This is a genomic window from Marinibium conchae (assembly GCF_015595035.1).
Taxonomy (GTDB): Bacteria; Pseudomonadota; Gammaproteobacteria; order Enterobacterales; family Alteromonadaceae; genus Glaciecola.
The window spans coordinates 587041-613005 of record NZ_JADNRN010000003.1 but is presented as its reverse complement, the minus strand read 5'-3'; the positions used below and the strand labels follow the sequence as shown (position 1 = coordinate 613005).

General features: G+C 44.0%; 23 protein-coding genes. 13 read left to right on the top strand and 10 right to left on the bottom strand.

Annotated elements, in window-relative coordinates; translation table 11 throughout:
• The 7 genes from ISG33_RS14165 to ISG33_RS14135 all read left to right on the top strand — a co-directional run bounded on the left by ISG33_RS14165 (nucleotide 1) and on the right by ISG33_RS14135 (nucleotide 4660).
• Entirely contained in the window at nucleotides 1–387 is a 387-nt protein-coding gene (locus ISG33_RS14165; RefSeq protein ID WP_229333606.1) for a hypothetical protein, read from the top strand.
• 184 nt (nucleotides 388–571) lie between these two features.
• On the top strand, nucleotides 572–1228 hold the full coding sequence (locus ISG33_RS14160; protein ID WP_195734251.1) for a MotA/TolQ/ExbB proton channel family protein: 657 nt from the start codon (nucleotides 572–574) through the stop codon (nucleotides 1226–1228).
• Nucleotides 1229–1239: 11 nt separating this feature from the next.
• A complete protein-coding gene (locus tag ISG33_RS14155; RefSeq protein ID WP_195734250.1) occupies nucleotides 1240–1833 on the top strand; it encodes an ExbD/TolR family protein in 594 nt (197 codons plus the stop codon).
• Nucleotides 1830–2387 carry an ExbD/TolR family protein gene (locus tag ISG33_RS14150; RefSeq protein WP_195734249.1) on the top strand — a complete coding sequence of 186 codons (558 nt, stop codon included), beginning with the start codon at nucleotides 1830–1832 and terminating at the stop codon, nucleotides 2385–2387. The genes ISG33_RS14155 and ISG33_RS14150 overlap by 4 nt, the downstream gene beginning before the upstream one ends.
• The gene (locus tag ISG33_RS14145) at nucleotides 2384–3382 is read left to right on the top strand and encodes an AgmX/PglI C-terminal domain-containing protein (protein ID WP_195734248.1); all 999 of its coding nucleotides are present in this window, start codon (nucleotides 2384–2386) and stop codon (nucleotides 3380–3382) included. The genes ISG33_RS14150 and ISG33_RS14145 overlap by 4 nt, the downstream gene beginning before the upstream one ends.
• Nucleotides 3383–3548: 166 nt before the next feature.
• A complete protein-coding gene (locus ISG33_RS14140) occupies nucleotides 3549–3785 on the top strand; it encodes a VF530 family protein (RefSeq protein WP_229333627.1) in 237 nt (78 codons plus the stop codon).
• Nucleotides 3786–3949: 164 nt separating this feature from the next.
• A complete protein-coding gene (locus ISG33_RS14135) occupies nucleotides 3950–4660 on the top strand; it encodes a DUF4919 domain-containing protein (protein ID WP_195734246.1) in 711 nt (236 codons plus the stop codon).
• A 64-nt stretch (nucleotides 4661–4724) separates the two neighbouring features.
• Here the strand turns inward: ISG33_RS14135 and ISG33_RS14130 are convergent, their stop codons facing one another.
• Entirely contained in the window at nucleotides 4725–5012 is a 288-nt protein-coding gene (locus tag ISG33_RS14130; protein ID WP_195734245.1) for a TIGR03643 family protein, read from the bottom strand.
• A gap of 133 nt (nucleotides 5013–5145) precedes the next feature.
• On the opposite strand from ISG33_RS14130, the gene ISG33_RS14125 reads away from it, so the two are divergent.
• The 3 genes from ISG33_RS14125 to ISG33_RS14115 all read left to right on the top strand — a co-directional run bounded on the left by ISG33_RS14125 (nucleotide 5146) and on the right by ISG33_RS14115 (nucleotide 11538).
• A complete protein-coding gene (locus tag ISG33_RS14125; RefSeq protein WP_229333605.1) occupies nucleotides 5146–7056 on the top strand; it encodes a glycoside hydrolase family 9 protein in 1911 nt (636 codons plus the stop codon).
• A 327-nt stretch (nucleotides 7057–7383) separates the two neighbouring features.
• Nucleotides 7384–8697, top strand: a complete 1314-nt coding sequence (locus ISG33_RS14120; protein ID WP_195734244.1) for an ABC transporter substrate-binding protein — start codon at nucleotides 7384–7386, stop codon at nucleotides 8695–8697.
• A gap of 117 nt (nucleotides 8698–8814) precedes the next feature.
• Nucleotides 8815–11538 carry an ATP-binding protein gene (locus ISG33_RS14115; RefSeq protein ID WP_195734243.1) on the top strand — a complete coding sequence of 908 codons (2724 nt, stop codon included), beginning with the start codon at nucleotides 8815–8817 and terminating at the stop codon, nucleotides 11536–11538.
• A 49-nt stretch (nucleotides 11539–11587) separates the two neighbouring features.
• Here ISG33_RS14115 and ISG33_RS14110 read toward each other — a convergent pair whose 3' ends face one another.
• Nucleotides 11588–13774: an exonuclease domain-containing protein gene (locus ISG33_RS14110; RefSeq protein ID WP_195734430.1), complete on the bottom strand. Its 2187-nt coding sequence runs from the start codon at nucleotides 13772–13774 to the stop codon at nucleotides 11588–11590.
• A gap of 101 nt (nucleotides 13775–13875) precedes the next feature.
• Complete coding sequence (locus ISG33_RS14105) at nucleotides 13876–14217, bottom strand: hypothetical protein (RefSeq protein WP_229333603.1); 342 nt, start codon at nucleotides 14215–14217, stop codon at nucleotides 13876–13878.
• Between the two features lie 149 nt (nucleotides 14218–14366).
• Here ISG33_RS14105 and ISG33_RS14100 point away from each other — a divergent pair, with 149 nt between their 5' ends.
• The 3 genes from ISG33_RS14100 to ISG33_RS14090 all read left to right on the top strand — a co-directional run bounded on the left by ISG33_RS14100 (nucleotide 14367) and on the right by ISG33_RS14090 (nucleotide 15881).
• Nucleotides 14367–14558 (top strand): zinc ribbon domain-containing protein, encoded by a 192-nt coding sequence (locus tag ISG33_RS14100; protein ID WP_195734242.1) that lies wholly within the window; start codon nucleotides 14367–14369, stop codon nucleotides 14556–14558.
• A 2-nt stretch (nucleotides 14559–14560) separates the two neighbouring features.
• A complete protein-coding gene (locus tag ISG33_RS14095) occupies nucleotides 14561–15211 on the top strand; it encodes a flavin reductase family protein (protein WP_195734241.1) in 651 nt (216 codons plus the stop codon).
• A 373-nt stretch (nucleotides 15212–15584) separates the two neighbouring features.
• Nucleotides 15585–15881: a high-potential iron-sulfur protein gene (locus tag ISG33_RS14090; RefSeq protein WP_195734240.1), complete on the top strand. Its 297-nt coding sequence runs from the start codon at nucleotides 15585–15587 to the stop codon at nucleotides 15879–15881.
• A gap of 19 nt (nucleotides 15882–15900) precedes the next feature.
• Here the strand turns inward: ISG33_RS14090 and ISG33_RS14085 are convergent, their stop codons facing one another.
• The 7 genes from ISG33_RS14085 to ISG33_RS14055 form a co-directional block, all read right to left on the bottom strand.
• On the bottom strand, nucleotides 15901–17262 hold the full coding sequence (locus ISG33_RS14085) for a sensor histidine kinase (protein ID WP_195734239.1): 1362 nt from the start codon (nucleotides 17260–17262) through the stop codon (nucleotides 15901–15903).
• Between the two features lie 28 nt (nucleotides 17263–17290).
• The gene (locus ISG33_RS14080; RefSeq protein WP_195734238.1) at nucleotides 17291–18682 is read right to left on the bottom strand and encodes a sigma-54-dependent transcriptional regulator; all 1392 of its coding nucleotides are present in this window, start codon (nucleotides 18680–18682) and stop codon (nucleotides 17291–17293) included.
• Between the two features lie 85 nt (nucleotides 18683–18767).
• A complete protein-coding gene (locus ISG33_RS14075) occupies nucleotides 18768–21245 on the bottom strand; it encodes an ABC transporter permease (protein WP_195734237.1) in 2478 nt (825 codons plus the stop codon).
• A gap of 26 nt (nucleotides 21246–21271) precedes the next feature.
• Nucleotides 21272–22024, bottom strand: a complete 753-nt coding sequence (locus ISG33_RS14070; RefSeq protein WP_370545330.1) for an ABC transporter ATP-binding protein — start codon at nucleotides 22022–22024, stop codon at nucleotides 21272–21274.
• Between the two features lie 46 nt (nucleotides 22025–22070).
• Nucleotides 22071–23327, bottom strand: coding sequence for an efflux RND transporter periplasmic adaptor subunit (locus tag ISG33_RS14065; RefSeq protein WP_195734236.1), 1257 nt, complete (start codon nucleotides 23325–23327; stop codon nucleotides 22071–22073).
• Between the two features lie 205 nt (nucleotides 23328–23532).
• The gene (locus ISG33_RS14060; RefSeq protein ID WP_195734235.1) at nucleotides 23533–24183 is read right to left on the bottom strand and encodes a glutathione S-transferase family protein; all 651 of its coding nucleotides are present in this window, start codon (nucleotides 24181–24183) and stop codon (nucleotides 23533–23535) included.
• A 62-nt stretch (nucleotides 24184–24245) separates the two neighbouring features.
• Entirely contained in the window at nucleotides 24246–25946 is a 1701-nt protein-coding gene (locus tag ISG33_RS14055) for an amidase (protein WP_195734234.1), read from the bottom strand.
• Nucleotides 25947–25965: the final 19 nt, after the last annotated feature.

Here is a 25965-nt window from a genome sequence, read left to right as displayed (position 1 = left end):
ATGAAAACAGTTATTTTCGTTTGTACAATAGCGTTGCTTTTGGCTAACCCGGTATTTGCTTTTCAAGAAGAGCAAGAAAATACTTCAGGCACACAACAAGAAGCGCCAATAACGGTTACCGTCGCATCCGACGGCAGTATCGCAAATGGCGGTGAAGTATTAAGATTAGAAGAGACAATTCGTGGTAACAAAGAGCAGCCAAAGGTATTATCTATTGTACCTTGGCAGCTACCATTGCATCAGCGTATTGATCGCAATGAAAACCGTTGGGCACCGATAAAAACATCGCTTAAGCCCATGGTTAGAAACAACTTTTTAAAGGAGATAAACCTTCTTGAAGGGATACAAACTAGCAAATCTACAGAGCAAAACAGCCCTGCAAATTAGCTGTTGGGTATAAATTCGACAACAGGTTGATAGTTCACAATACATAAGATGTTATTGTATTGGAATAGACTGTCAGCAATCGAAAATTCGTTATTAACCTTAGATTAATCCAAGTTTCCAATGTCATGTTCATCTGAACCTTTGGGGCTTGATAAACAACTGATCACTACATTGAGAGGATTTCATGGATACCATCATTCGCTTTTTCCAAGAAGGGGGCTCTTTTATGTTCCCTATCTCTATCGTATTAGCTATTGGCTTAGCTATCGCTTTAGAGCGTTATTGGTTCTTGGGTTCTGCCCGTCGCACGAACAAAAAAGCGTTTAGAGAGCTTGAGCCTTTACTTGCTGCTCAAAATTTCGACAAGATTATTCAAATTACACAAAATAGCACAGCGCCAATCGCACGAGTGATAGGCGCCGGTATAACACGTTTAGGTGTGAGCCCACGCCGTGAAGACATTGAATATGCAATGGAAGAAGGCTTAATGGAAACCGTGCCTCGCCTTGAAAAACGTACTCAATATTTAGGTATGTTGGCTAACATATCCACGCTATTAGGCTTGTTAGGCACAATCATCGGTCTGATCGCTGCATTCTCAGCGGTAGCTAATGCTGATCCGTCAGAAAAGGCAAGCTTGTTGTCGCAAAGTATTTCGGTAGCGATGAACACCACGGCCTACGGTTTGATTGCTGCGATCCCTTTATTGCTGCTTCATTCATTGTTGCAAACAAAAACAACTGAAATAGTGGAAAGCATGGAAATGGCGGGTGTGAAGTGTTTAAACACACTTATCGCAAAAGAAAAGCTTGCAACTAAAACTCGTACCACAGACCAGTAGGAAGCATTCTCATGTTTGGACGACGCCACGGGCGTAACGCCAAGAAAGAAGACGCTGAATTAGACATCACCTCTTTCATGAATCTAATGATAGTGTTGGTGCCTGTTTTGTTAATGATGATGGTGTTTTCGAGGATAACAGTGGTTGAACTTCAATTGCCTGGAATAGAGGCCTTAGGGGCCGACGATGAGCCAATTGAAAATCAAAGCTTGGAGATCCTCGTCACCGACGATGCATTAAACATTTTCTTCCCTCAGGGCTATCTGGTGCGCAGCGTACCTAAGATCCCCGTTGTAGCGGAAGATGGTGAAGCGCCTGCGAATAATGGCTCAGAACCTGCGATGCAGCACGACTATAAAGGGCTGCAAACGCAACTAAAATTAGTAAAACAAACCTTGTTATCACAATCGATTGATAAAAAAGATATCGTGTTAATGTTACCTGATGAAACCGACTATCAAACGATTATTAGTTTGATTGATGCAACCCGTTCCTACAAAGCTGTAGTGGCTGTGTCGGTAGTTGATGCGGAGTTGTTTCCTGAAGTCTCCTTGGCTGAAGCGCCAGCACGCTACGAGTTGAAAAATGCAGGAGGTGCGCAATGAAGCAGTCAGCACGCGCTAAACGCATGGCTCGGGCGAATAAGACCAGGACAGCGAAGTTAAGCTTGGTTTCTCTGATGGATGTGTTCACGGTATTGGTTTTTTTCTTAATGTTAAATGCCTCTGATGTGCAGGTACTACAAAGAGATAATTCTGTCGAACTGCCAAAATCGACGGTTAAAACACCAGCAAAAGACACCTTGCTTTTGATGATTACCTCGCAAAATATTTTATTGCAAGGAAAGCCACTGGCGAAAACATCAGATCTGTATGAGCAAAGCGAATATACCATCGACGCCTTAAAAACCGAGCTGCTATATCAGGCTTCTCGCACAGTTGCGGCACCGGTGGATGCTGATGACCCAAATGCTGAAGACCCAGGTCTTTCGATCACCATTATGGGTGACAAGTCAGTGCCCTACGAGATCTTAAAGAAGATCATGCAAACTAGTGCAGAAGCGGGTTACACAAATATTGCTCTAGCGGTGGAAAATCAACTTGAATCAAACAGTGACGTAGCAGCACCTATTGATGGTGCAGTAGGGGATGGCTCATGAGTTCATCTTACCCTAGCTATACCTATTTTAAGTCGGAGCTTCCTTGGGAAAGCAGCGATAAGGAAAATGCAACCTTCACCAAAATTACCATTGTGTTGTTGGTGCTGACCTTAGCCATAGCTATTTTTGTGAAACTGACCGACCTGCCTGAGGTACCGAGAGCCGAGCAGGAGAAGTTACCGCCGCAATTAGCCAAGGTGATCAAAGCTAAAGAGCCTCCGCCACCGCCGCCTCAAGTCATTGAGCCTGAGCCACCTAAGCCAGAGCCAGAACCTGAAAAGCCGAAGGAAGAGCCGAAACCCGAGCCTAAGCCAGAACCAAAACCTGAGCCAAAGCCCGAGCCTAAGCCAAAACCGAAAGAGCCAAGCTTAGAAGAAAAAACTAAGAAGGCCCGCGAAACGGCGAAAAGCAAAGGTGTTTTAGCGCTTCAAGATCAGCTTGCGAGTATGCGAGATGCGGCCAATTTAAGCAATTTGGCTAATACGCAGCAAACCCAAGGTGGTGGTCAGCAAGAAAGCACCCAACGCAAGATACTGGGCAGAGAAACCAATAAAACCAGTGGCGGTATTGCACTGGGGAGCTTGAGTTCAGACGTAGGTGCTGCAGGCGAGTTGGAGGGAAGACGCAATACAGAGTTCGTCGCTGCTGAGATAGGTGAAGCTGCAATTGCAACTAAGCGTATTGAAGAAGAAGCTCAAGTTATTGGTAGCCGAGATCTAGACAGCATCCGCCAGATACTGGATGCTAACAAAGGCGCTGTATATTCTTTGTATCGTAGGGCTCTTCGTCAGGATCCATCGATAGAGGGCAAGCTCACAGTGCGTTTAGTGATTGAACCCGATGGCTCACTATCAGAGGTGAAACTTGTTGATAGTGAACTGGATGCACCTGAACTTGTGCAAAAGCTCATTGGGCGCATTGGCTTAATCAACTTTGGCGCTCAAAATGTCACCACGACAGAACTTGAGTACGCATTTAATTTCCTACCCTTCTAAATTTATGTGGCTGTTGCTAGCGTGAGAGTAACGGCCCATAATACCCTCATTGAATTAACAGCAGAGAAGCAAAGTCTTTTTATACACTGACTTAGTACAAATCATGACTGACGATAACGCCAACGAACAAGCAAAAGCGCCTTCTACAAGCGAAGACTCGCAAGCGATGAAGCAAGCAAACAATCCTCTACACGGGGTGAAGTTACAAGAAATAGTAGAAAAGCTCGAAAGTAATTATGGCTGGGAAGGTTTGGCTTATCGCATTAACATCAAGTGTTTCAAGTCAGATCCTTCCGTAAAGAGTAGTCTAAAGTTTCTGCGCCGCACACCATGGGCGAGAGAGAAAGTAGAACGCCTATATGTGAAAACCTTCCATAAAAAATATCGCCCAGAGAGTTATTAGCCTAGTGGCTGCAAGCTTGCTACTTCATTGGAAGTGAGCCACGAGCCATGTTTCGCTCGCAATGCCGTGTAACCCTCCCCTAAAATCAGAATAGCGTAAAAGCTTGAAATATTAAGTCATTCGTAGCACAGTTTACAAAAATCTTCTTCTCAGGTGATACCTTCATGCGCTCATTCACTTTTCTTCTAGTTTTCATTGCCTTAAGCGGCTGTCAAAGTACTTCCCCTCAACAGAACAATAGTACGAGTATTGAAGTCGAAAAGCAGCGGGCTGAAGCGAAAAGGCAGGTGCTGGACTACGCTAAAGCTGATAAAGACTATAAACGCTTAGTTGCAAAATTTCAGTCAGGTGAAGCGCTTAATGATGATTACGATGCCATCATCAAGGTGTATCCGCTTACTCCTGCATACAACCCTTATGGTGGCATTGAAATTAAACAGAAAGACCTAGCATTTGAGGCGATGGATAATCAGGACTGGTCTAGCTGTTTAGCTGCCACTAAAGCTATATTAGAGGTCAATTTTACCAGCCTAACGGGGCATTTTGGGGCTATGGTATGTCATTTTGAGAGTGGTAATCGTGAGTTAGGTGAATATCACAATCAAATACTAGACGGTTTTATCGACGCTATTTGGCGTTCCGGAGACGGCCTAAGCCCTGCCAGTGCTTTTTATATCACCAGTACCAACGATCTTTATGCTTTTGTGCAAATGCACGGCTTCGTTGCGACTGGCCAATCATTGGTATATCACGAACAGCGCCCAGTAGATGCAATTGAACTGGAAAACCCAGATACGCTTGAGAAAAACACTTGGTACTTTGATGTCACGGCGCAATTCCGTCGAGGCATTCTGGATGATCTGGAAGCGCGCTAATACTGCCTACATTGCCTACGAAGCTAGCTAATCAAAATAGAGCTAGTCAGACACAGCTAGGTGACTAACGTTTTCTAACGGCCTTGTATTGAGTTGGGCAATAGCCTCGGTCAACGTCTGGGCTTCTTAGCTTCAGGTGCTTAGTTTTTCTACCCGACACTCTTGCTCGCCAGTTGTTAAAAGTTTTACGTTTGATATTCGCACGCATTATCTCAATGACCTCAGGCTCAGCTACCCCAAATAAACGTTCGATTGCCTCAAACGGGGTACGGTCTTCCCAAGCCATTTCAATAATCCGTGACTTTTCATCTTCACTAAGATGCTTAATTTTATTTCTAATCGCAGTTTTCATAGGTTCTTTTACTCTAATAAAACGAGTATGGATTAACTCTTATTTTCTCTGGTGTAGATATCACGCACTGTGTTGCAAAAATCAGAAAGTAGAATACGTAATAGGCTAAATGAATTTTGTTATAGATTTGTAAATGATTTTTATTGTAATCGTTTACATTATTGGTTTTAATAGCTTTCAGTTAACTATGGGGAAGTTAAAAATGAACATTGCGGCAACAGCAACTTCAAAACTACGCTTGATAAAAACGTCAGCAAATACATCTGTAAAGACATCGGTAAAATGTGCACTTTTAGGGGCTGCCGTAATGCTCGGCGCCTGTGGTGGTTCAGGCGGTTCTGATCCTGGCATTGTAAGTGATCCACCTCCTCCATCAACACCTGCACCTGCGCCAACACCTAATGATTCTCAAGAGCTGATAAAACTCAATCAGATTGGCTTTTTGCCAAATGCTGTAAAAATAGCTGCTGTGCCGGCAACAGAAGCTACGAGCTTCGAGCTCGTTAATAATGCAAACGACACGGTAGTGTTAACTGGTGAGCTTTCTGCAGAACAAAGCTGGCCCGTCTCTAGTACTTCTGTGAAGCTTGCCGATTTTTCCTCAGTAACAAGCGCTGGCGAGTACACTTTACGTGTCGAAGGCATAGCCAATAACGCAAGTGTCAGCATTGGTGAAAGTGTTTATCTTAATGTGCATGATGCTGCCCTTAAAGCATACTATTTCAATAGAGCCAGCACAGAACTTGAAAGCACCCATGCGGGTCAATGGGCGCGTCTAGCTGGGCATCCTGACACCAATGTGCAAGTTCATGTCTCTGCAGCAGATACTAACCGCCCAGCGGGCACTGTCATCAGTTCACCTAAAGGTTGGTATGATGCCGGTGACTACAACAAATATATCGTCAACAGTGGCATCTCTACCTACACCTTAATGCAGGCCTACGAACAGTTTCCAGCCTTCTATGCCGATCGTGATGTGAATATTCCTGAATCAGGCAATGACATTCCGGATATTTTAGAGGAAATAAAGTGGAACCTTGATTGGATGGCAAGCATGCAGGACCCCAACGATGGCGGTGTTTATCACAAGCTTACGACTCTGGGCTTCTCAGGTACAGTCATGCCACACGAAACAACCGCTCAGCGTTACGTAGTTCAAAAGGGCACGAGTGCGACCTTAAATTTTGCTGCTGTGATGGCTTCGGCTAGCCGAATTTATGCAGCTTTGCCTGAATTTGAAGATGACGCTGCCGCATGGCGTTCTGCCGCAATACGCGCGTGGGACTGGGCTCAAGCCAACCCAAATGTTGCTTATCAACAACCTAGTGATGTCAATACAGGCGAATACGGTGACGGTTTCTTTGATGACGAACGTTTATGGGCAGCCGCCGAGCTTTTCTTACTTACGCGGCAACCTTCATACCTCACTAGCTTCAAAGCGATGACTGCCTCTGCTGGCCCAGGTGTGCCTGCATGGCCTGCGACTGCAACGCTGGGTTATATCTCGATGCTGTCGGCAGGAGAGCCTTTGCTAACATCAGAAGACTACAATAGCTTCCAAAACTCATTTTTAGGTTTAGCTAACACTATTGTCGACCAAACTGAAAACTCGGCATACGGTGTAGCTATGGAGCAGGCAGATTTTGTGTGGGGCAGCAATTCGGTGGCTCTGAATAAGAGCATGGTACTGATGAATGCTTTTGAGCTAACTGGTAATCAGGCCTACGAAGACGCTGCGGTTGCGCTGGTTGATTACGTATTAGGACGCAATCCTACCGATTTCTCATTTGTGACTGGGTATGGTGAAAAAACACCGCTCGATCCGCATCATCGTCCATCTTTTGCCGACGATGTACCCGAGCCTGTGCCAGGTTTTGTCGCCGGTGGTCCTCAGCCAGGTCAACAAGATGGTTGTAATTACCCATCATCACGCCCTGCATTGAGCTATTTGGATGATTGGTGCAGTTATTCAACCAATGAAGTCACGATAAATTGGAACGCACCTTTGGTGTACTCCCTAGCCGCATTACACAACAAGCAGTAATCCCTGTCCTAGTGTGGGCCTGTTGTCGCTGATGAAAGTTAGCTTCGCAGGCCTTTTTTATGCACAAGCCTTACTTTGTGAGTGCTTGGGCGCTTTGTCTTACTTAACCTCATCTGCCCCACTACACGAGAATGTAAAGGCGATCTTAACTAAAAAAGTAGACAAAGGTCTTAAGTCTTTCATCATTTACTTGCTAAATCATAAATATAGCACTGTTTATTTTTTATTCGTCGCTCTAATTTGTTATAACAGTGTTGTATACCCCTAGTATTTGTAACGATATTTTCACAAATGTGTTGAACCCATTGTAACTTTCGAGGCAACCTTATGGCAGACAAGAGTATCGATAAGCCAAATAAGCCAAACACCTTAAGTCGCAGAGAGGTGCTGAAGTCGGCAGCGAAACTTGGCGCATTAGCAGCGACGTTGCCGGCAGCAAGTTTTGCGGCAAACAGCTTTGCGATTGGGAAATCTAAGCCTGTGCTACGCGTGTTGGGCACTCATGTCACTTTGCAGGAGGCATTGCGTAAGCAAGCTATGGATGATTTAGGCATCGATCTTGTTTTTGAGCCAAAAGGCAGCGCAGCGGTATTGCAAAAGGCATCAACACGACCGGAAAGCTTTGATTTATATGAGCAGTGGTCGAATAGTATTAATGTTTTGTGGCGTTCTAATGCCATTCAAAGCATTGACAAAAGACGCATTAAAAATTGGCAGGAAATTAACTCTCTGACCAAAACAGGCCGCATTACTCCTAACGCAAAAATTGGTGCGGGTGACGCGCCCTATAAACTCTTACATGTTCAAGAAGACAATAGCTTGAGCGAGCAAGAATCAAACGCCATAAGCTACCTCCCATACGTTCACAATGTTGACTCTTTTGGCTACAACACGTCGGTGATAAAGAAGGGTATTCCTTACGAAACGGAAAGTTGGGGCTGGTTGCTAGACGAGGCATATCGCGGCAAAGTGGCCATTGTTAATGCGCCGACTATAGGCTTGTTTGATCTTGCTCTGGCGGCCCAAGCAAAGGGCCTAGCAAGCTTTGCGGATATTGGTGCAATGACGAAAGTCGAGCTCGATAAGCTCTTCGATGTGCTTATACGTTATAAGCAACAGGGTCACTTTAGTGGTTTTTGGACATCTGTGCCTGAATCGGTGCGTTTTATGAAGTCAAAACGAGTGGTGATTGAAAGTATGTTTTCACCAGCGGTGTCGAGCTTAAATGGTCAGAATATTCCCGTTACTTTTGCTGCCCCTAAAGAAGGTTATAGAGGCTGGCACGGTGTTATGTGTTTATCGTCTAAAACCACCGGTAGAGCAAAAGACATTGCTTACGAGTATATGAATTGGTGGCTGTCGGGATGGCCTGGTGCCTTCATCGCTCGGCAAGGTTATTATATTTCAAATCCACAGCGTTCTAAGCAGTTTCTGTCTAACGCTGAATACAATTATTGGTACGATGGCAAAGCTGCAAGTGAAGACTTGCGAGGTACCGACGGTAAGGTTTCGGTGCGCAAGGGAAGTTTGCGAACCGGCGGAAGCTATGAAAAACGTTTTGAAAATGTGGCAGTTTGGAATACGGTTATGCCAACCTACGAATATAGTTTGCAGAAGTGGTATGAATTTCTTAGTGCTTAATCTTGCTAATTTCCAACAGCTTGTAAAAGGAACTAAACGTGCCTTTGCAAAAACTAGTCGACAATCTAGTTTGTTAGCACTGTCTAGCTCGTTAGCACCATTAAGTTCGTTAGCACTATGAAACTCACTTTAAAGTCACAGCTAAATCTATTTTTGTTGTCTTTTGTCATTTTGCTGATTGTTCAGTTGATATTCACGCGCGCTAATCAACATCAATTGCTGCGTTCATTCTCAAGTTATCAAGTGGCCGTGAGTGAAGAGAAAATCGTTCGAGAACTTGAACGTGATGTGCTCGATTTACAGCGTCACGTATTAGTATTTAAAGACACCGGAAGCCTGTCTTCTAAAGCGCGCTTCGATAGCATTATTGCTGACGTAAAAATAAGTTTAACAAGCCTTCTTGAGAACCTTCCAGATGGTCTTAATACCAGCGATGTTGAAAGTACCATCGAGGCGATGCAACAACACTTAATTGATTATGAAGAGAACTTTAGTTCAGTTGTGGTTGGCCGTACGGATCGCGATAGCATCTTCGAACAAGGTGTGTTGTTAACACTAAATCAACTCATCAATGACGCAAATGTTTCGTATCAGAGCCAAGAACAACTTCAACAAAACCAATTTAGCTATTACCTTTCACTTGCTGAAAATAAAGCCTATCAATACTTACTAACCCCTAACTCGGTGCTAAAGACTGAGTTTATACGGCAAGTTGAAAATGCTGAAAAAGTAGTAGATAACTTACCGTTACCCACGCAGCAAAAAAGCAATATTTTAACTAAGCTCAGTGATGTAAAAGACCAATTTACTCAACTTGCATTGAGCACTACTGGGTATTTGTATTTGGTCAATGTGGTGATGGCGGGCTCAGCAAATGAGTTTCTATTTTTGGCAAAGGAATTGTCAGAGACTACAGGAGTGTATGCGACAAAGGAAAATGCGTCTATTTCCGCGAGTATTGACGAATCTCGTCAGCGCTTGAATGTCTACATGGGAATCGCATTATTTACCAGTTTGCTGATTGCTTTTTTCATCGCACGCAGGATTATTCGACCGATGGCGCAGATTACTTCGGTGTTTGAAAAGCTTAGTGACGGAAAAAACATCACTGAAATACCCGGCGAGCAGCGCCGTGACGAAATTGGGCAACTGGCTGAAGCTGCAAAAGTGTTTAATAACAAAAACAAGCAAACCGAAGCCTTGCTGCGCGAAGCCCAAAGTGCCAACGATCAAAGTAATGAGCTCAACAAGCAGTTGCAAGATGCCATTAGAGTGGCTGATCAGGCCAATGCATCAAAGAGTATTTTCTTAGCAAATATGAGCCATGAGATACGCACACCAATGAATGCCATCATTGGATTAGTGGATCTATCGATGCGCGAAGAACTTAACGAGAATGTAAGAAACAACCTATCCAAAATACTCTATTCAAGCCAAATATTGACGAACGTGATTAACGATATTCTTGATTTTTCAAAAATTGAAGCGGGCAAGCTAGAAATTGAAGAGAGCTACTTTTCTTTTGCGTCACTCTTCGATACCTTGCTTGCAGTCGCCAGTCTCAAGGCGTCTGAGAAAAATCTCAATCTTCGACTTTATGTGGAACCCAGCTTACCCACCAACGCTATCGGTGATCCGCTTCGAATTTCCCAAGTGCTACTGAATTTATTGAGCAATGCCATCAAGTTTACCCGAAGTGGTGTAGTGGACATTAGGCTAAGCAGTGCCGTCAGCAATAAGGCAAACGCATTTAAGTTAGTGGTTCAGGTTATCGATACAGGCATTGGCATGAGCGAGGCACAACTGAATAAAATATTTATGCCATTTATACAGGCTGATGGCTCCACCAGCAGGGAGTTTGGGGGCACAGGCTTGGGGTTAACCATTGTAAAACAATTAGTGAAACTGATGGATGGCGAGATAAGTGCAAGTTCGGAAGAAGGCAAGGGAAGTACTTTTGAATGCAGTTTTACCCTGCTCAATGAAAAAGAACCACATCAGCTTTTGGCTGAGAAGAATCAATACGAAAGTGCTATTCACTATGTTTGCTGCGATGGTGACGTTAGCAGCTACATCGAGGCAGACTATCTCAAGCAAGTAAGTACTAGCCTTAACTTTCTTCAACATCATGACTTTCCAGAGTTAGTTAGTAGCATAACGCAAGCGACAAATACCCTTATAATTATTGATATAGAGCATGGCAAGCAAGCTCGCGCACTACATGATTATATTGCTATACTAAAGGCGAAAAAGCTGCGCTATGCATGCGTGACTAACACGCAACCGCTACAGCTAAAAACCCTATTGCAAGCTCAATGGCAGTGCCCTGTGCTATCACACCCTTTTACGCCAACAGAGTTTTACGCATTTGTGGCAACAGCTTATGACGACTCAACACCTTTTACCGCCAAATCGCATGATGTTGAAGAAGCCAATACTTTAATCAGCGCCATATCGACAACGCTTTACGAAGGACACGTTTTGTTAGTTGAGGACAACAGTATCAATCAGGCGGTTGCAGGTGAAATGCTGCATTCTTTTGGTTTAACTTACGATGTTGCAGAGGACGGCCATCAAGCCTTAACAAAAGTCACTAACTCGCCATATTACGACCTAATATTAATGGATATTCAAATGCCTGTTATGGACGGTAAAAAGGCCACAAAAGCCATTCGTGCATTAGGTCTACAAGATATTCCAATTATTGGACTATCAGCTAACGCAATGAAGGAAGATTATAAAAGTGCTAAAGAAAGTGGCATGGACGATTACTTAACCAAACCCATTCGTCGCGAGACCCTTCGCCAAGCAATTGAAAAGTACTTGTTAAAGCAAAGCTAGTAAGCAAGCACCTTTCTACACTGAGGCAAGGTAGCTATGAAACTGCTATTTACTTTACAGCGCCACGTTTCTCATTTATCAGAGCAAGCAGTTCACTTGCCGCAACTGCATCAGACAGTGCCCTGTGATGTCTTTCCATTTCAATATTAAAATGCTTCGTTAAATTGGCGAGTGAGTACGAAGAAATACCTTTATACCACTTGCGCATTTCCCTTACGGTGCAGAGTTTTGGGCGGCGGAATCTGCGCTCCAAGCGCTCGAATTCGGCCTTAATAAAACCATAATCGAAGTTAACATTATGTGCCACAAATACGCAGGACTCGGTGAATGCTTCGATGTCGTCGGCCACATCTGCAAACAAAGGTGCATCTGCTACCATTTGATTGTCGATGCCAGTAAGCTGGGTAATGTTTGCAGGTATCCGTCTTTGCGGGTTAATAAGAGATTGCCAACGAGCTAGCTCTTTTCCGCCCTCAATTTTGACCATGCCTATTTCAGTAATTCTGTGATGCTGGGCACGGCCTCCGGTGGTCTCGATATCAACAACAACGTATGTCTGCATGGGATCGAAGGTCCATACTACATTGGTTATTAAAACGCAGAAGCCCAAACTCTGCAGTTTTTGTATGCTAAGTAATTGATTTCGGCGTAACTGATCGCCTTCTGATTTGATTTCTTCGAAGCGCAACTTACCGTTTTCAAGCACCATAATATCGGGAAAGCCATCACTGAGGTTTCGCCAGTCTTCAGCCATGGCTTTGAGTAAACTCAATATTGCTTCTAGTTCACTGTATTTAATCAAAATATTGAGACGCTCAAGAATGTTCTTGCGCCACCGAAATACAATATTTGCTTTGCCATAGTGGCTTGCTGCGCTTTGTGAGAGTTGTTGAAACAACACTTTCTTACTTGTGGTGGATGCAAGACGCTGGTCAATTTCCTCTTTAGCAAGTGCGTAAAATTCATTGGTTTTTAATGAACTAGGCACGTGCTCAAACTCGTTACTTAGGCCTAAACCATCCAGCTCGTATATTTCCCGCCAGAAATACAAACCAAACAACGCTCTCCACAGCTCATTTTCAGTTCTGAAGGCTTGTGCTGTGCTTTGTTCATAAAAGCTGACCACGCCGCGCTCAACCGCCCCTTTGTGGATTTCGTCTATGGCTATCGTTTTGGCATTTACTCGCAGCATATCGGTCAGTGCGCTGGTACGTTTCTTATGATACTTGCGGGCGAGGAAGTCTTCGGCGAACGCCAGTAAATCTTCAGAGAGAGGCGCTTCGATCATCGCCTCCAGCGCTTGCTCGACAGCGTCTTGATGACCATGTTTATAAGCTTCTCGTGCCCATTTCTCTTGAGCTTCAGGGCTTGCTATGTTGCTAAGTAAGCGCAGAGCTAAGTGTGGATCGCTGCTTAACAATTCACTGGCGAGTAAAAACCGTAGGCGCAGCTCTATTTCAATTGCTCGGCTGCCAATTGCCTTAGGTAGGGAGTTGAGCTTAGTTTTGATAAAAAGTTCTTTAGCTAGTTGCTGCTCAGCGCTATTGCCAAAGGCACACAGGTCGCTACGAGTTTCATGCAACATAAAGTGCATGTTAAAACTACTTTTTGCACTGTGGATGTCGGTGAAACGCGCCATAACTTGTGCTTGTTCTTTTCGGGTGCGCATTACACCTAAATCACGCATCGAAAATTGATTTAGTTTTGACCGAAAGTTGCCAAAATACAGATATAAAAAATACTGAATTGGACGCTCAAAATTGCCTTGCCAATATGATTTGGCGATCGAAGTATCACAAATTTCTTCATTTGTGGCTGAGGCTAAAAGTAATTCGATTAGAGTCGCTTTAGGGCTGCTTTTGGTGAATTTGATTGTATCCTCAGATAGCTCGTTGAGCTCATTCAGTAAACCCACAATATCATCTTTGGTTAAATGCTCTACCAATGCGTGGGCATGCTTTACTTCCACATCAATAAACCAATTGGCTTCAAATAGTGTGTGTAGACGATGTTGAATATCGTCAATTTCTGAGTAGTCATAGCTGTCGGGTTTTATAAAAATTGATTTGCGATTTATAAAGCGAACAATGAGGCACTGGGAGTCTTTATCGAGCGCATTGAAGTGCTCAATAAAAGCCAAGTCGTCGGTATCGAGTAAGCTCGCGCAAGGCCCGGTCACAAACTTCATAAACTCATGGAAGTGAGTGTGATAATAATAGGTGGGCAGGTCACGCATTCTTGGCATAGTAAATATTGATTTTGAACCGAGTCTTAACTTGAGTAAGGTAAATATTACAAGATAACTGGTTGGATATACAGTATTAAGTGTTATGTTTTTTATAGGCTAACTTTTTGTTTTGCAACCCAAGCAAAATGCTCGGTTAACACAGGCTCTGCCATTATGGCTTCAATACTTGCATATCGCTTCGCTAATTCCATCTCGCTGAAAGCTTTATGTAAACCGGTGTGACATTGCCGGCAAATGTCGATGCCTTGTGCCATTTCCTGCTTCGAATAGTGCTTTTTAAAATAGGTGCGTCGATGCATTTTCTTGGGTATTAGGTGATGGAAAGTAAGATATGTTTCACGCTGACAAAACAAGCAAATGCCATAACCAGAGCGTTTTGGGTATTTTCTGGTCAATGAATCCTTAGGTTCAACACGCACTCTTTTGGTCATTTATTTTCCAAAAATGAAGCTAGCTTTCAAGATAAGTTAAGTACGTAGCTAATGCCGGATACAGATTTATCCTAATAAATTTTCATTCATACACGTCCAAGTAGAGAATCTTTGCGTAACAACAAATAATCTATGAAAGAAGGTATGGTATGAGTTTAACAAGCGCCGCGAAATTTGAGTGTCCATATTGTATGACTTACAACGATTTAGAAATAGATGAGGAAAATGATGTGGGTCAGCAGCAAATAGTAGATTGCCAAATATGTTGTTCGCCGATAGAGCTAACCTTGGTCGACAATGGTTTTGGTATCGAGATAATTGCACAAACGGATGACGACTAATAATGAAATCGATTAACGCTAGTGACATTGCTAACATGGAGCAACGCAAGCGCGCTAACTTCATTAATTCACTATCAGGCTTTAAAGGGGCAAATCTGATAGGCACTACCAGCGTTGATGGCATAGACAACCTAGCGGTAGTGAGCTCTGTATTTCACATTGGCGCGAACCCTCCATTGCTCGGTATGATAATGCGCCCGCATACTGTTGTGCGAGATACCTTGCAGAATATTAAGCAAACAGGTGAGTATACGATCAACCACATTGGCAGAGAGATTGTAGAGCAGGCCCATCACTCTTCAGCCCGTTTTGACTCAAATCAGAGTGAATTCACTGAGCTCGGATTAACGGTGTTGGCAAGTGAGCATGTAAAAGCACCATACGTTGCAGAATCAAACATACGCTTGGGCATGCAAGTGCAAGATATACAATTACTTGCAATCAACCAAACGGAGCTAGTGATAGGGCAAATTGTTGAAGTTCAAACAGATAGCAACTGGCTAAGTGAAGATGGCTACCTTGATATTGAGGCTGCGGGTTCTATGGCTATTTCAGGCCTCGACTCGTATCACTCTACGCAAAGGTTTGGCCGTTATGCTTATGCTAAGCCCAACGAAAAGGTCCGAAAAATTGATGTTGTTAGCGGCAAATGACCGCGAATGTTAAGGAATAAACATGATCCCCAACCTTGATCAGCTTTTATTAGTGTGTGGCATCGCCTTAGCTGTAGTGTTGCTGATAGTGTGGATATTAGTGAAGCTACCGACTGAGGATAAGTCTGAGCACGATTAGAGTGATTACTGGCATGATCCTGGCGGATTAGTCATTTATTTATGACAGATCAATAAACCATGTCGCATTTGATGGAAAAACTAGATCGATCTAAAAACTTTCTGTATAAGTAATAACATGTAGTAATAATATTTACACAGCTTTAAAAACTCGTCCTTGGTGGCGAGTTTTTGCATTTTAGGGCTAGTGTAAAAGAGAATCATTTTTATTTTCGTCTAACTTAGGATACAAACTATGAATAATGTTAATCGTCGTGACTTCTTAAAGCTTTCTGGCTCAACGCTTATCGGTCTAACTTTAGGCGGTGTTGCCCTACGTGCAAATGCGGCTGAAAAGTTAAAGCTAGACGACCCAACAGCAATGGCACTTAAATACGTGCACAAGTCTGAAGTTGAAGGTCAGAAGTGTTCTAACTGCTTATTGATTCAAGGTGAAGATGGTCAAGAGTGGCGTCCGTGCGGCGCGTTCCCTGGCAAACTAGTTAATGCTGAAGGCTATTGCTCTGCTTGGGCGCAAAAGCCAGGCGCTTAAAATTGGGGGCTTAAGTCCTCTAGGTGGGAAGCGTGAGTCTTGCTCTCGCACCCACTATGATACCATCTTGGTTCTTGATATTTTGTAGACTCAAATCGCCGTGATGATTCATGGCGATTTGCCGACTTAGACTCAGTCCAATGCCGCTGCCATTTTTCTTCGTGGTGTAAAAAGGTATAAAGAGATTGTTAAGGTTAGTGATGCCTTTGCCTCTATCCTCCAAAGTAAAACTAGCAAGCTCAGAATCTTGCTGCCAATGTAAGTTGATCAAAGATAGCCCTTGACTTTGCACTTTACTTGCATTGGCTTCTTCAGCGTTTTTAATCAAATTCACAAAGACTTGCTGTAATTGTTCAGCATCGGCGTATACCTCAATATCAACATCGGGATAACTAAATTCAGAACCCTTAAATAGCGCAATGATCCCCTCAATAAAAGGACGAACTTGTATCATACTTTTGTTCGGCTCAGGTAGGCGCGCTAGCTGTTGATAGTCTTGTATAAAATGATTCAAACTGTGCGCGCGTTCAGAAATTACAGCTAAGCCTTCATTTAAGTTTTCAAGTTTCTCTGGGTTAAAGCCTTCACTGTCGTCATGCTTTGTTACTATGTGCGCAAGTGTTTCACTAATCGATGCAATCGGTGCCAGAGAATTATTGATCTCATGGCTCAACACTCTCAATAAGCGCTGCCAGGCTTGGCGCTCTTCATCTCGTAAAATATGTTGAATATCGCTGATAAAAATTAAGGTATGTTTCTTACCGAACTCAAAGTAAGCGTCGGTATGAACATATACTTTGCGTTTGTCTTGGCCTATTTCAAAGGCTTTGAGGGCTTTAAAGCTGACGTCACTCACTATATTCTGTAAGCCCAAATGTTTAATAGGCCATCCTTCAAGTTCATCAAAACGCCTTTTGAAAAGCGTTTCTGCAGCAGGATTCATCAAGCTGATATTGTGTTTATCGTCGCAAGAAACTACCGCAACATCTATTTGGTCAGTAATTTTTGTGAGTAGAATTTGTTTTTCACGAGTAATAAGACTTTGCTCGGCAAGCTTCCCCGCGAGTTGGTTAAGCAATTGATTGAAGTCACTTAGCGCACCGTCAACATGTTTGTTGTTAGCCCGCAAACTGTAGTCACCCGACGTCATAGCCTCTACAAGATTGGTTGAGGTCCTTAGTTGGAAAATAACATGCTGGCGAATCGAAAAAGCGGCAAAACCCACCGACACCAGTAAAAAGAACACCAGCAGTATTTTTAAGTATATTGATAAGTCACTGAGTAGCACAAAACCGCCACTCAGGAATAAGGGTAAAGCGCAGCCAATTAGGGCGATGCGAACGAGTCTATCTTCAAAGGCTATCAGGGTTTTTGAGTACATTGGTTTAGCACTTCATTGTGACGTATGCTCAAGTTAACTGATATTTCTCTAATCGTCGATAGTAAGCACTTCTACTTAACCCTAGTGATTCGGCAGTGAGCAGAGGGTTATTGTTACACTGTTGCATACGCTGAAGAATAATCTCTTTTTCTATTTCATCGAGGCTAGCTTCACTGGGATAAGTACATTGCTGCTGTAAAGAGTGATTGTCGTTTCCGTTTTTAGGTGTCGGTAAGGCTAAATCACTGGCATCGATACACTCTGAGTTGCACAGAAAGATAGCGCGTTCGAGCACATGGTTGAGTTCTCGAATATTTCCAGGCCATTTGTAGCTAAGTAAAGCATCTTTTGCTTTTGAAGAAAGTGTTGGTGTATTTATGCGATAGTGCGCGGCATGTTTGCTAACAAAAGCTTCAGCCATAGAAACAATATCGTCTCGACGCTCTCGAAGTGGCGGAATATCAATAACAACCGTGTTCAAGCGATAGAAGAGATCTTGACGGAATTGACCATCTTCAATCATTTGTTGGATGTTGCCATTAGTCGCACTGATAAGGCGCACATCAACCGCTTGGGTTTTGCTACTGCCGACTTTTTCAAAGCGCCGCTCCTCAAGCACTCTTAACAACTTCGCTTGCTGAGAAAGCGGAATGTTGGCGATCTCATCGAGAAAAATGCTGCCGGCCTTGGCTAATTCAAAACGACCAATTCTATGTTCCTTTGCATCGGTAAAAGCGCCTTTTACATGCCCAAAAAGCTCACTTTCAAATAGGCTTTCTGGCACTGCTCCCATGTTTACCGCGATAAATGATTCTTCGGCGCGCGAGGAATGTGCATGCAGATATTCTGCAAACATGCTCTTGCCTGTGCCGTTCTCGCCGGTAAATAGAATGCTCATATCGCTTTGGGCCAGCTTTGTGATTTGAGCGAGTATGGTCTGCATGACCGTTGATTTAGCGATAATATTGCTGAAAGGTTGATGTATTTGTGACTTCAGCAAGTCGTTTTCACGCTGTAAGCGAAAGCCTTTCAAGCTAGCGTCTTTCAGTTGTATTTGCGTGCGTAAAATATGCAGTAGACGTTCGTTCGACCAAGGTTTTTGTACAAAATCGCCAGCGCCCAATTTCATAGCTTCTACGGCAACTTCCACGCTGCTATAACCGGTCATTACAACAATAGGAAGTATGTGATCACGCTTCTTCAGTTCCGAAATCAAGGTTAAGCCCTCTTTTCCTGACGTGGTATCGTCTCGATAATTCAAGTCGATGAGGGCAGCAGAAAAATCAGCTTTTTCAACCTGTTCGAGCAGAGCTTCAGGCGTGGTAACCGATACCACCTCAAAGCCTTCTGACTTAAGCAGCATATTCAGTGCAGAAAGCACACTGGCATCATCATCAGCAACTAAGATTGTATCGGTCATTCTCAAACAGCCATGTTAGTTTGTGGTTAAGCTAAACGCCCTACATTTAAGTAGGGCTGCGCATAACAAGCACTATAAGCATCAATTAGTTATGATGCAATGCGTTACTCGGCTCCATCTTCACCACTTTTTTGGTCGGAATGAAGGTGGCAATCAACACCATCGCCGCAATTAATAATGGCATACCAGCCAATCCGATGATGTAGCTAAGCTGACTAAATATCATGGTTGACGACATGATACTTATCAGCCAAATCGACATTGCTAGACCAATACTTAAGCCCACTAACAACTGCCAAGTTGCTTGCCCCATAAACAAGCGAATGATGCCTTTGTCGGGCGACCCTAAGGCTCGACGAATACCAATTTCTTGAGTGCGCTGTTGCACACTGTTAGCCGCAACCGCATAGATTCCAGAGGCAGCTAAGAACGCAGCAACTACACCACAAATCAAAAATATCTTACTCACCGCAGCGATTAAGAGTATCGGTTTGGCAATAAGAGCATCGTATGACTGTACATGAAAAATACCGACGTCGGGGTCGACAGTATTCACCGCGTCAAATAAGCTTTGTCTTGCTTGAGCCTCACTACCTGTGTAATGGATTGCAGTCATAGTACGGAACATGCCCGCATTATCCATCGAGTGATAGGTATTGTAAGCTGCGCTTGAAAACTCCATTGTGCTGCCATGATAGGTGTCGGAAACCACCCCAACAATGGTGTACCACTCAGCATCGTCTCTATTTGCCCTGCGAACGCGTTTACCGATGGCATCACCATTTGGGAAGAAGTCTTTCGAAATAGATTCATTTACAATAATACTGCGCGCATCTTGGTTTGCATCGCGGTAGTCGAAGTCGCGACCTTGAATGATTTGCATACCCAAGGCATCCCATGAATCGGTTGCCGCTCCCTCATTATTACTGAAGGGGTTTTCTTCGATAACTTCTTTCTCTTGCCCTTCGATGACAAAGTAACTAGTACCTCCGCCTGTGCCGGGAAGCTGACTCATATAAGCAACGTCAATAATATTATCTCTGCTTTCTAGTTCGGCCTTAAGGTCGTAATAAAACTTTGAGCGAGCAAGCCTGTCCTCATGTTCTGTATCAGGGCGAATAGGATAATTGCTAGGCGCGAGTTGAAGTTGCGCTGTGAGGCGGTTTTCGGTTTCAATGCCATAGTCTGCGTTACCTGCGTTATAGCTAGAAACTAATAATACAGTTGCCATGATCAGCACCACACACGAGAGCAATATTTCAGATATAACCAACACTTTTGTTGTTTTGGCTGCCTTCTTTCCAAGTGCGCCACGCGTGCCATCACGCAATACTGCGTTGAAATCGCCAGTAAGTGCTCGCCATGCAGGCATTAAGCCCGTTACTAATATCATCCCTACAATGGTGAGCGCTAATACTAGAAGCGCTTGGCTATCTAAACTCACATGCCACCAAAAAGGTTTTAAATTATCAACTTCATAGGTGTTATCGAATACCTGATTGGTGATCTCTAAGCCCCAACCTGCCAACAGAACTGCGAGAAAACCACCTAGCAGACATATGAATATACTTTCCCAAAGCATTTGCAAAATAAGACGTTGCTTTGGTACACCTAAGGCAACACGAATTGCGACTTCTTTAATTCGCTCATTCACCCGTGCGAGTAGCAGGTTTCCGACGTTGATACAGGCCAAAACAAGTATCAGAAAAACCACCACTAACAAGGCGATGAACATGCCATAGTATTGGGTGATATTGGCTTTTTTCATTGGTTCTATTGTCAGGTATTTTCCACTTGGCCCTATTAGCCATGTGATGTCGTCACCCACGTCAGCTTCAATTTCTTTACTTTTGGCATCAAGCGCCAGTCGCGCCTGACTCAGAGAAACACCATCGGCAAGTTTAGCGAAGGCAAACACAAAACTTCGCTCTCGAGTCGTTGGATTGACGACACTGTTTGGCAATGGTTGCCAAATCTCTGCGATCGAAGGGAAGGCAAAGCCCTGTGGCATCACACCCACAACGCGAGTAGGCTCAGAGCCATCAATAGGCACAATGGTGCCTACAATATCAGGGTCACCATTGAAATAACTTTGCCACATATCGTAGCCTAGCACGATGACTTGCTCAGCACCCTCCAAGTGGTCTTCAGGAAGAAGCCCACGCCCGTGCAGAGCTTGAACACCAGTAAAACCGAACATATTGGCGCTAACATAGCTTGAATTGTATTTTCGAAGGCCATCATTGGTGCCTCCAACAAAAGTAGTACCCTCTTGATATACCCCAATATCTGCAATCAAAGATGTGTCTTTTTTCAAATTATAGATATCAATTGCCATGATCTCTCGGCGCGCAAGGTGAGTGTGATCATAAGGTGATTCAATTGCATAGATGGGCTTGTTATCTGCAAAAGAAAGGGGTTTAAACAGCAAGCCATTGAGCAAGGAAAAGGTGTAGAGGGTTAGGCCAAGACCTACTGCAACGATGCTAACGGTAAGCGCAGTGAAGCCCGGTTTTTTGCTTAGTAAACGCGCTGCGTATTTTATGTCGATTGATAAAGACATAACTTTACTCCTAAATTCAATGAAAGTTAGACTGCAATAGCAGGCGCTTTGTCGGTACTTCTGTCGGCAACAATTTTGCCATCGAACACTTCTATTGTGCGTTGAGCTCTAGCAGCCGACTTTGGATCGTGTGTCACCATACAAATGGTTGCCCCCTGCTCATGTAAATCATCAAGCAAAGACATCACCGATTGCGCATTTTTTGAATCGAGATTGCCGGTGGGTTCATCGGCAAGAATAAGCGATGGCTTCCCAGAAATCGCCCTAGCTACCGCAACTCGCTGCTGCTGGCCACCAGATAATTGAGATGGAAAATGATTGGCACGATGCAGCATATCGACTTTTTCCAGGGCGTCATCGACCATTTTCTTTCTATCAGCTTTAGATAAATCACTGCGATAGGTTAAAGGAAGTTCTACATTCTCTGCCACCGACATATCGCTAATTAGGTTGAAGGCTTGAAATACGAAACCAATCTCTTTATTGCGGATACGGGCGCGCTCGTCACGATTTAGCTCAACCGCATCATGACCAGCTAATTCGTATTTGCCACCAGTAGATGTATCGAGCAAACCTAGCAAAGACAGTAAAGTAGATTTACCGCATCCGGAGGGGCCAGTAATTGACAAAAACTCGCCCTTTTTGATCTCCAAGTTAATTTCATTCAAGGCATGGGTTTCTACATCATCGGTGTAAAAAACTTTCTTAATATTACTGAGCTTAACCAAGCTAGCATTCATGGGGCTCTCCTTTTCATTAATATCTGTGTGAGTGGTCATTTGCTTTTCCTTGTTTGTTCATTGTGTCATGGCGCTGCTATAGCGACTAATTAATGCTGATCTGTTGATGCACTTCAAAATTTGATACGTCCGAAATAATCACTTTTTGACCTAGGGATAAGCCTTCCTTTATCTCAATGTAAGTCGCAGAGGCTTTACCAAAAGTAACAGCATGTTTGTTTGCGGTTTTCTCATTTTCGTCGAGCAAATACACATAAGAATCGCCATAGCTCTTAGCGAACATGGGTCGTCTAACAAATAGGGTGTTGGGGATCCTGACAATTTCTATACTTCCCTCAACGGTAAGTTCTGGGCGGGCTTCTTGCGGGCTTGATCCACTAATTTCGACATCTACTTGCACCGAACCATTATTTACCGAGGGGTCGATACGCTTAACAATGCCCTCAAAGCGACTGTTTCGAGTCTCAAGTGTCACGGTTTGGCCAATAAGCACTTCTTGAATTTGAATTTCCGGAACACGTAACTCAGCGATAAATTCATCGCGTTTAGCTAGGCGGGCTAGATTTGTTCCAGCATTTATTTGCTGCCCTAACTCCATTGGCATCGCCTGAACGATGGCATCGATGCTGGCTCGTACCTCTAAACTTTCAACCTGCTGCTGTACCCGTTCCAGCGTCTTGCGCATGCGATTAACCTTCGCCGAGTTTGCCAACATTTGTGCTTCAACGTTTTCTTTTTGTTTTGCTAGTCGTTTGATTTCAAGCTCCCAGCGCTGCTTGTTTTGAGCAACTTCGATTTTTATTGCTTCATGATCAATCGCCGAGACAGCGTTAATGCCTTGCTCTAAAAGCGTGTTTTGTGCAGTGAGGGTAAGCAAGGAACGTTCGTAATTGAGTTTTTCGTTAATAACTCTCGCCTCTTGATCTAAGGCTTCTGACTCTAAAGATACTTGCAGGGCTTTGGTTTGTGCTTGAAGCTCATCTACTTCCCAGCGCGTTTCTTCCAGACGCTGCTGAAGTTCAGGATTTGAGAGCTGTAATATTAAATCCCCTTTTTGCACTAGCGCGCCAGCTTTGACCAAAATGCGCTCGACTTTTCCACTGACATTCGTTGCTAGCCAGCGCACATCTCTTGGCGCCAATACGCCAATACCTCGCACGGTAACGGCCAGTTCACCTTGTTCGACTTTACTAGTGAGTAACATGTCGGGTGAAACGCGGTGGGTAGCGTTATTTGAAAAGACAAAAAAGTAAATGAGGGAAGATAGCACCAGAACAAAGAAAGCGGCGAAAATGACTTTCTTTCTTTTGCCTGATGCTGATTTTGTTCTAACGATATCCATGGTGTTGCCCCTTTACCTTAACTAGCTTGAAAGTGCGCGTTCGACATGTGCGTCACTTCTGTTGTGTTAAGGTAGAGCAAGCCTTATGCCAAACAATTAAGTCAATAAAATCATAAGCTTATTTTTGAGTGCTTATTAGGTATAGGTATTCAGTCCCAATTTCGGGATGTTTTAGACTTTAGATAGTTCCGAAATTGGGATGCGTCTACTCTTCCATCATGGCAGCTAATACTGGGCGTTGGCAGCAGCGCTCGAACCACATCATCACATTCTTAAATTCGCTTAAGTCGAGTTCCATGAACATCGCCCAAGCAACCAAAACAAACATATGTGTATCGACAAGAGAATAGTCGCCTAGCAAATAGTCTTTATTTTCCAAGCCAGCGTTTAGAATATTAAAACAGGATGTTATGCCAGCTTTTGCTTTTGTTAGGTCGGCTGGACGGCGTAATTCCATTGCTACAAAATCCTGAGAGCCTTGTTGCACAGCGCCAGGGGTGTCAGGGGGAAGTTCGGCGGCCAATTTGCCAGCAGCATTTGCAAGGTTAACGTTAGCCCACACGGTCCACGTCATTGCCTCAGCGCGAAGTGGGCCCAGAGCAGGAAATAAATTTTTGTCGACACCAAAACGTTCCCCTAAATAGAGCGTAATGGCCGCCGATTCAGTGATAGTAACCCCCTCGTGTATTACCACTGGTACTCTGCCGTTAGGGTTTATTTTTAGAAATGACTCGGTTTGTGTATCGCCCGCATCAATATCAACAAGAATAGTCTCGGCTGAAAGTGCTAACTCAGCAATAACCGCCTCGGTAATGCTCGAAGTTGACATGGGGGAATGATAAAAAGTAATTGACATAAGATCCTCAAATGCAAAGTGATATTAGGCAGTGTAGCGCAACTATTTTCTTATTTATGCATCTATTGTTTCATGGGTCGCATTGCTTCTTTAAACCGCTTGTGATCGAAGGCTCCGTTGGCAAATGTCGGTTTGATGATAGCCTTAGTTTTTTGTTCGTATTGGTAGGCAAAATTCAACAGAGTCGCTTCATCCCATTTTGCACCAATAAAACTCAAGTTTATCGGCAAGCCTTTCATTTCGCCCATCGGCACACTCACTTGTGGGTAGCCCGCAATAGCAGCCAACCAACCTGCTCCAGCAAAACCGCCTGCAAAGCTGTCACCATAGACTGGGTCGATAAGAAACGCAGGTGTTTGTGAGGGCATCACCAAGGCGTCAACCTCATAGTCGGCTAGCAGTTTATCAATTCCGTTGGTACGTGTGGCTTCGGCCAAAAAGCGTCGTATTTCTTGATATTCTTCATTGTAGCCATCTTTCTCTTGGGCTTGCAGAAACAGGCTTTGATCGAAAATGGCAAACTCTCTTTCGTTTTCGTTATTAAATGCTATCAGCGATGCTAGGTCTCTGTGCTTTACTTGAGGTGCGGCATCAGCTAGGTACAAATTCAATTCATGCTTAAATTCAATTAGTAATAAATCAAGAGCCTTGCCCCAGAAGCCCTCAGGTGTAGAGAACTCATCAATGACAACCAGCTCTACACCTTGACTCTCCAGTTCCGATAATGAGCTTTCAAAAGCCTTGATGATCGCAGGGTGCTCACTTTGTACAGACTTCATCACACCCAAACGTTTACCTTTTAAAGACTGTTTGAGTGCGCCTACGTAATCTTCTTTTTTATTATCGGCCTCTTCAGTGTATGGGTCGGCGGCGTCGGAACCTGCCATTACCGACAGCATTAAGGCGGCATCTTCAATGCTGCGGGTCATTGGGCCTGCGGTATCCTGAGTGACTGATATCGGTACAATGCGAGAGCGAGACAGTAAGCCAACCGTTGGCTTAACACCCGCGATACCATTCATGGCAGTTGGGCAGATAATAGAACCATTGGTTTCTGTGCCTATCGCCAGAGACGCCAGTTGTGCAGCAATCGCTGCGCCTGAACCAGATGAGGAACCACATGGCGTTCGGTCTAGGCTATGAGGGTTTCGTGTTTGCCCGCCTATCGCACTCCAACCACTCACTGAATCGTTTGAACGAAAGTTGGCCCATTGCGACAAATTTGTTTTGCCTAAGATAATGGCACCTTCGGCTTTGAGTTTCGCAATAATGGGCGCATCGCGACCGGTCATGTTGTCCTTCAGCGCAATTGCCCCCGCGGTGGTTGGCAGTTCACTGGTTTCTACGTTGTCTTTCACCAACACGGGAATGCCGTGCAAGCGCCCCAAAATTTCCCCATTTTTGACTTGAAGGTCGCGCATTTTTGCTTCAGCGAGTGCATTGGGGTTTAACGACAATACAGATTGTACTCTTGGCCCATTTGAGTCCAATAAAGCTATACGTTGTAAGTAGGTGCTAATTAACTCTTCTGAGCTTAACTCGCCTTTTGCAATCATGGCGGCTTGCTGCGAAGCGCTTAAATCAAGAATGTCGGGTGCGGCGTACTTGCTGTTTTTGTTGGCTTGATACTCTGTGTTAGCAACGCGCGCGCTTGTGACTTGTGCTGTTTCGCTCTTGTCTGCGCTACTATGAACGTTTGCACAAGCACTTACACTTAATGCACTGGCAATAACTACGCTTAACAGTCTTCTATTTAGTGACATTTCCTAACCCTTTTTTATT

What these genes read in the sequence shown, in the direction of transcription:
- ISG33_RS14165 (WP_229333606.1), top strand. Translation starts at nt 1, where the DNA reads ATGAAAACAGTTATTTTCGTTTGTACAATAGCGTTGCTTTTGGCTAAC.
- ISG33_RS14160 (WP_195734251.1), top strand. Translation starts at nt 572, where the DNA reads ATGGATACCATCATTCGCTTTTTCCAAGAAGGGGGCTCTTTTATGTTC.
- ISG33_RS14155 (WP_195734250.1), top strand. Translation starts at nt 1,240, where the DNA reads ATGTTTGGACGACGCCACGGGCGTAACGCCAAGAAAGAAGACGCTGAA.
- ISG33_RS14150 (WP_195734249.1), top strand. Translation starts at nt 1,830, where the DNA reads ATGAAGCAGTCAGCACGCGCTAAACGCATGGCTCGGGCGAATAAGACC.
- ISG33_RS14145 (WP_195734248.1), top strand. Translation starts at nt 2,384, where the DNA reads ATGAGTTCATCTTACCCTAGCTATACCTATTTTAAGTCGGAGCTTCCT.
- ISG33_RS14140 (WP_229333627.1), top strand. Translation starts at nt 3,549, where the DNA reads ATGAAGCAAGCAAACAATCCTCTACACGGGGTGAAGTTACAAGAAATA.
- ISG33_RS14135 (WP_195734246.1), top strand. Translation starts at nt 3,950, where the DNA reads ATGCGCTCATTCACTTTTCTTCTAGTTTTCATTGCCTTAAGCGGCTGT.
- ISG33_RS14130 (WP_195734245.1), bottom strand. Translation starts at nt 5,012, where the DNA reads ATGAAAACTGCGATTAGAAATAAAATTAAGCATCTTAGTGAAGATGAA.
- ISG33_RS14125 (WP_229333605.1), top strand. Translation starts at nt 5,146, where the DNA reads ATGATTTTTATTGTAATCGTTTACATTATTGGTTTTAATAGCTTTCAG.
- ISG33_RS14120 (WP_195734244.1), top strand. Translation starts at nt 7,384, where the DNA reads ATGGCAGACAAGAGTATCGATAAGCCAAATAAGCCAAACACCTTAAGT.
- ISG33_RS14115 (WP_195734243.1), top strand. Translation starts at nt 8,815, where the DNA reads ATGAAACTCACTTTAAAGTCACAGCTAAATCTATTTTTGTTGTCTTTT.
- ISG33_RS14110 (WP_195734430.1), bottom strand. Translation starts at nt 13,774, where the DNA reads ATGCGTGACCTGCCCACCTATTATTATCACACTCACTTCCATGAGTTT.
- ISG33_RS14105 (WP_229333603.1), bottom strand. Translation starts at nt 14,217, where the DNA reads ATGACCAAAAGAGTGCGTGTTGAACCTAAGGATTCATTGACCAGAAAA.
- ISG33_RS14100 (WP_195734242.1), top strand. Translation starts at nt 14,367, where the DNA reads ATGAGTTTAACAAGCGCCGCGAAATTTGAGTGTCCATATTGTATGACT.
- ISG33_RS14095 (WP_195734241.1), top strand. Translation starts at nt 14,561, where the DNA reads ATGAAATCGATTAACGCTAGTGACATTGCTAACATGGAGCAACGCAAG.
- ISG33_RS14090 (WP_195734240.1), top strand. Translation starts at nt 15,585, where the DNA reads ATGAATAATGTTAATCGTCGTGACTTCTTAAAGCTTTCTGGCTCAACG.
- ISG33_RS14085 (WP_195734239.1), bottom strand. Translation starts at nt 17,262, where the DNA reads ATGTACTCAAAAACCCTGATAGCCTTTGAAGATAGACTCGTTCGCATC.
- ISG33_RS14080 (WP_195734238.1), bottom strand. Translation starts at nt 18,682, where the DNA reads ATGACCGATACAATCTTAGTTGCTGATGATGATGCCAGTGTGCTTTCT.
- ISG33_RS14075 (WP_195734237.1), bottom strand. Translation starts at nt 21,245, where the DNA reads ATGTCTTTATCAATCGACATAAAATACGCAGCGCGTTTACTAAGCAAA.
- ISG33_RS14070 (WP_370545330.1), bottom strand. Translation starts at nt 22,024, where the DNA reads ATGACCACTCACACAGATATTAATGAAAAGGAGAGCCCCATGAATGCT.
- ISG33_RS14065 (WP_195734236.1), bottom strand. Translation starts at nt 23,327, where the DNA reads ATGGATATCGTTAGAACAAAATCAGCATCAGGCAAAAGAAAGAAAGTC.
- ISG33_RS14060 (WP_195734235.1), bottom strand. Translation starts at nt 24,183, where the DNA reads ATGTCAATTACTTTTTATCATTCCCCCATGTCAACTTCGAGCATTACC.
- ISG33_RS14055 (WP_195734234.1), bottom strand. Translation starts at nt 25,946, where the DNA reads ATGTCACTAAATAGAAGACTGTTAAGCGTAGTTATTGCCAGTGCATTA.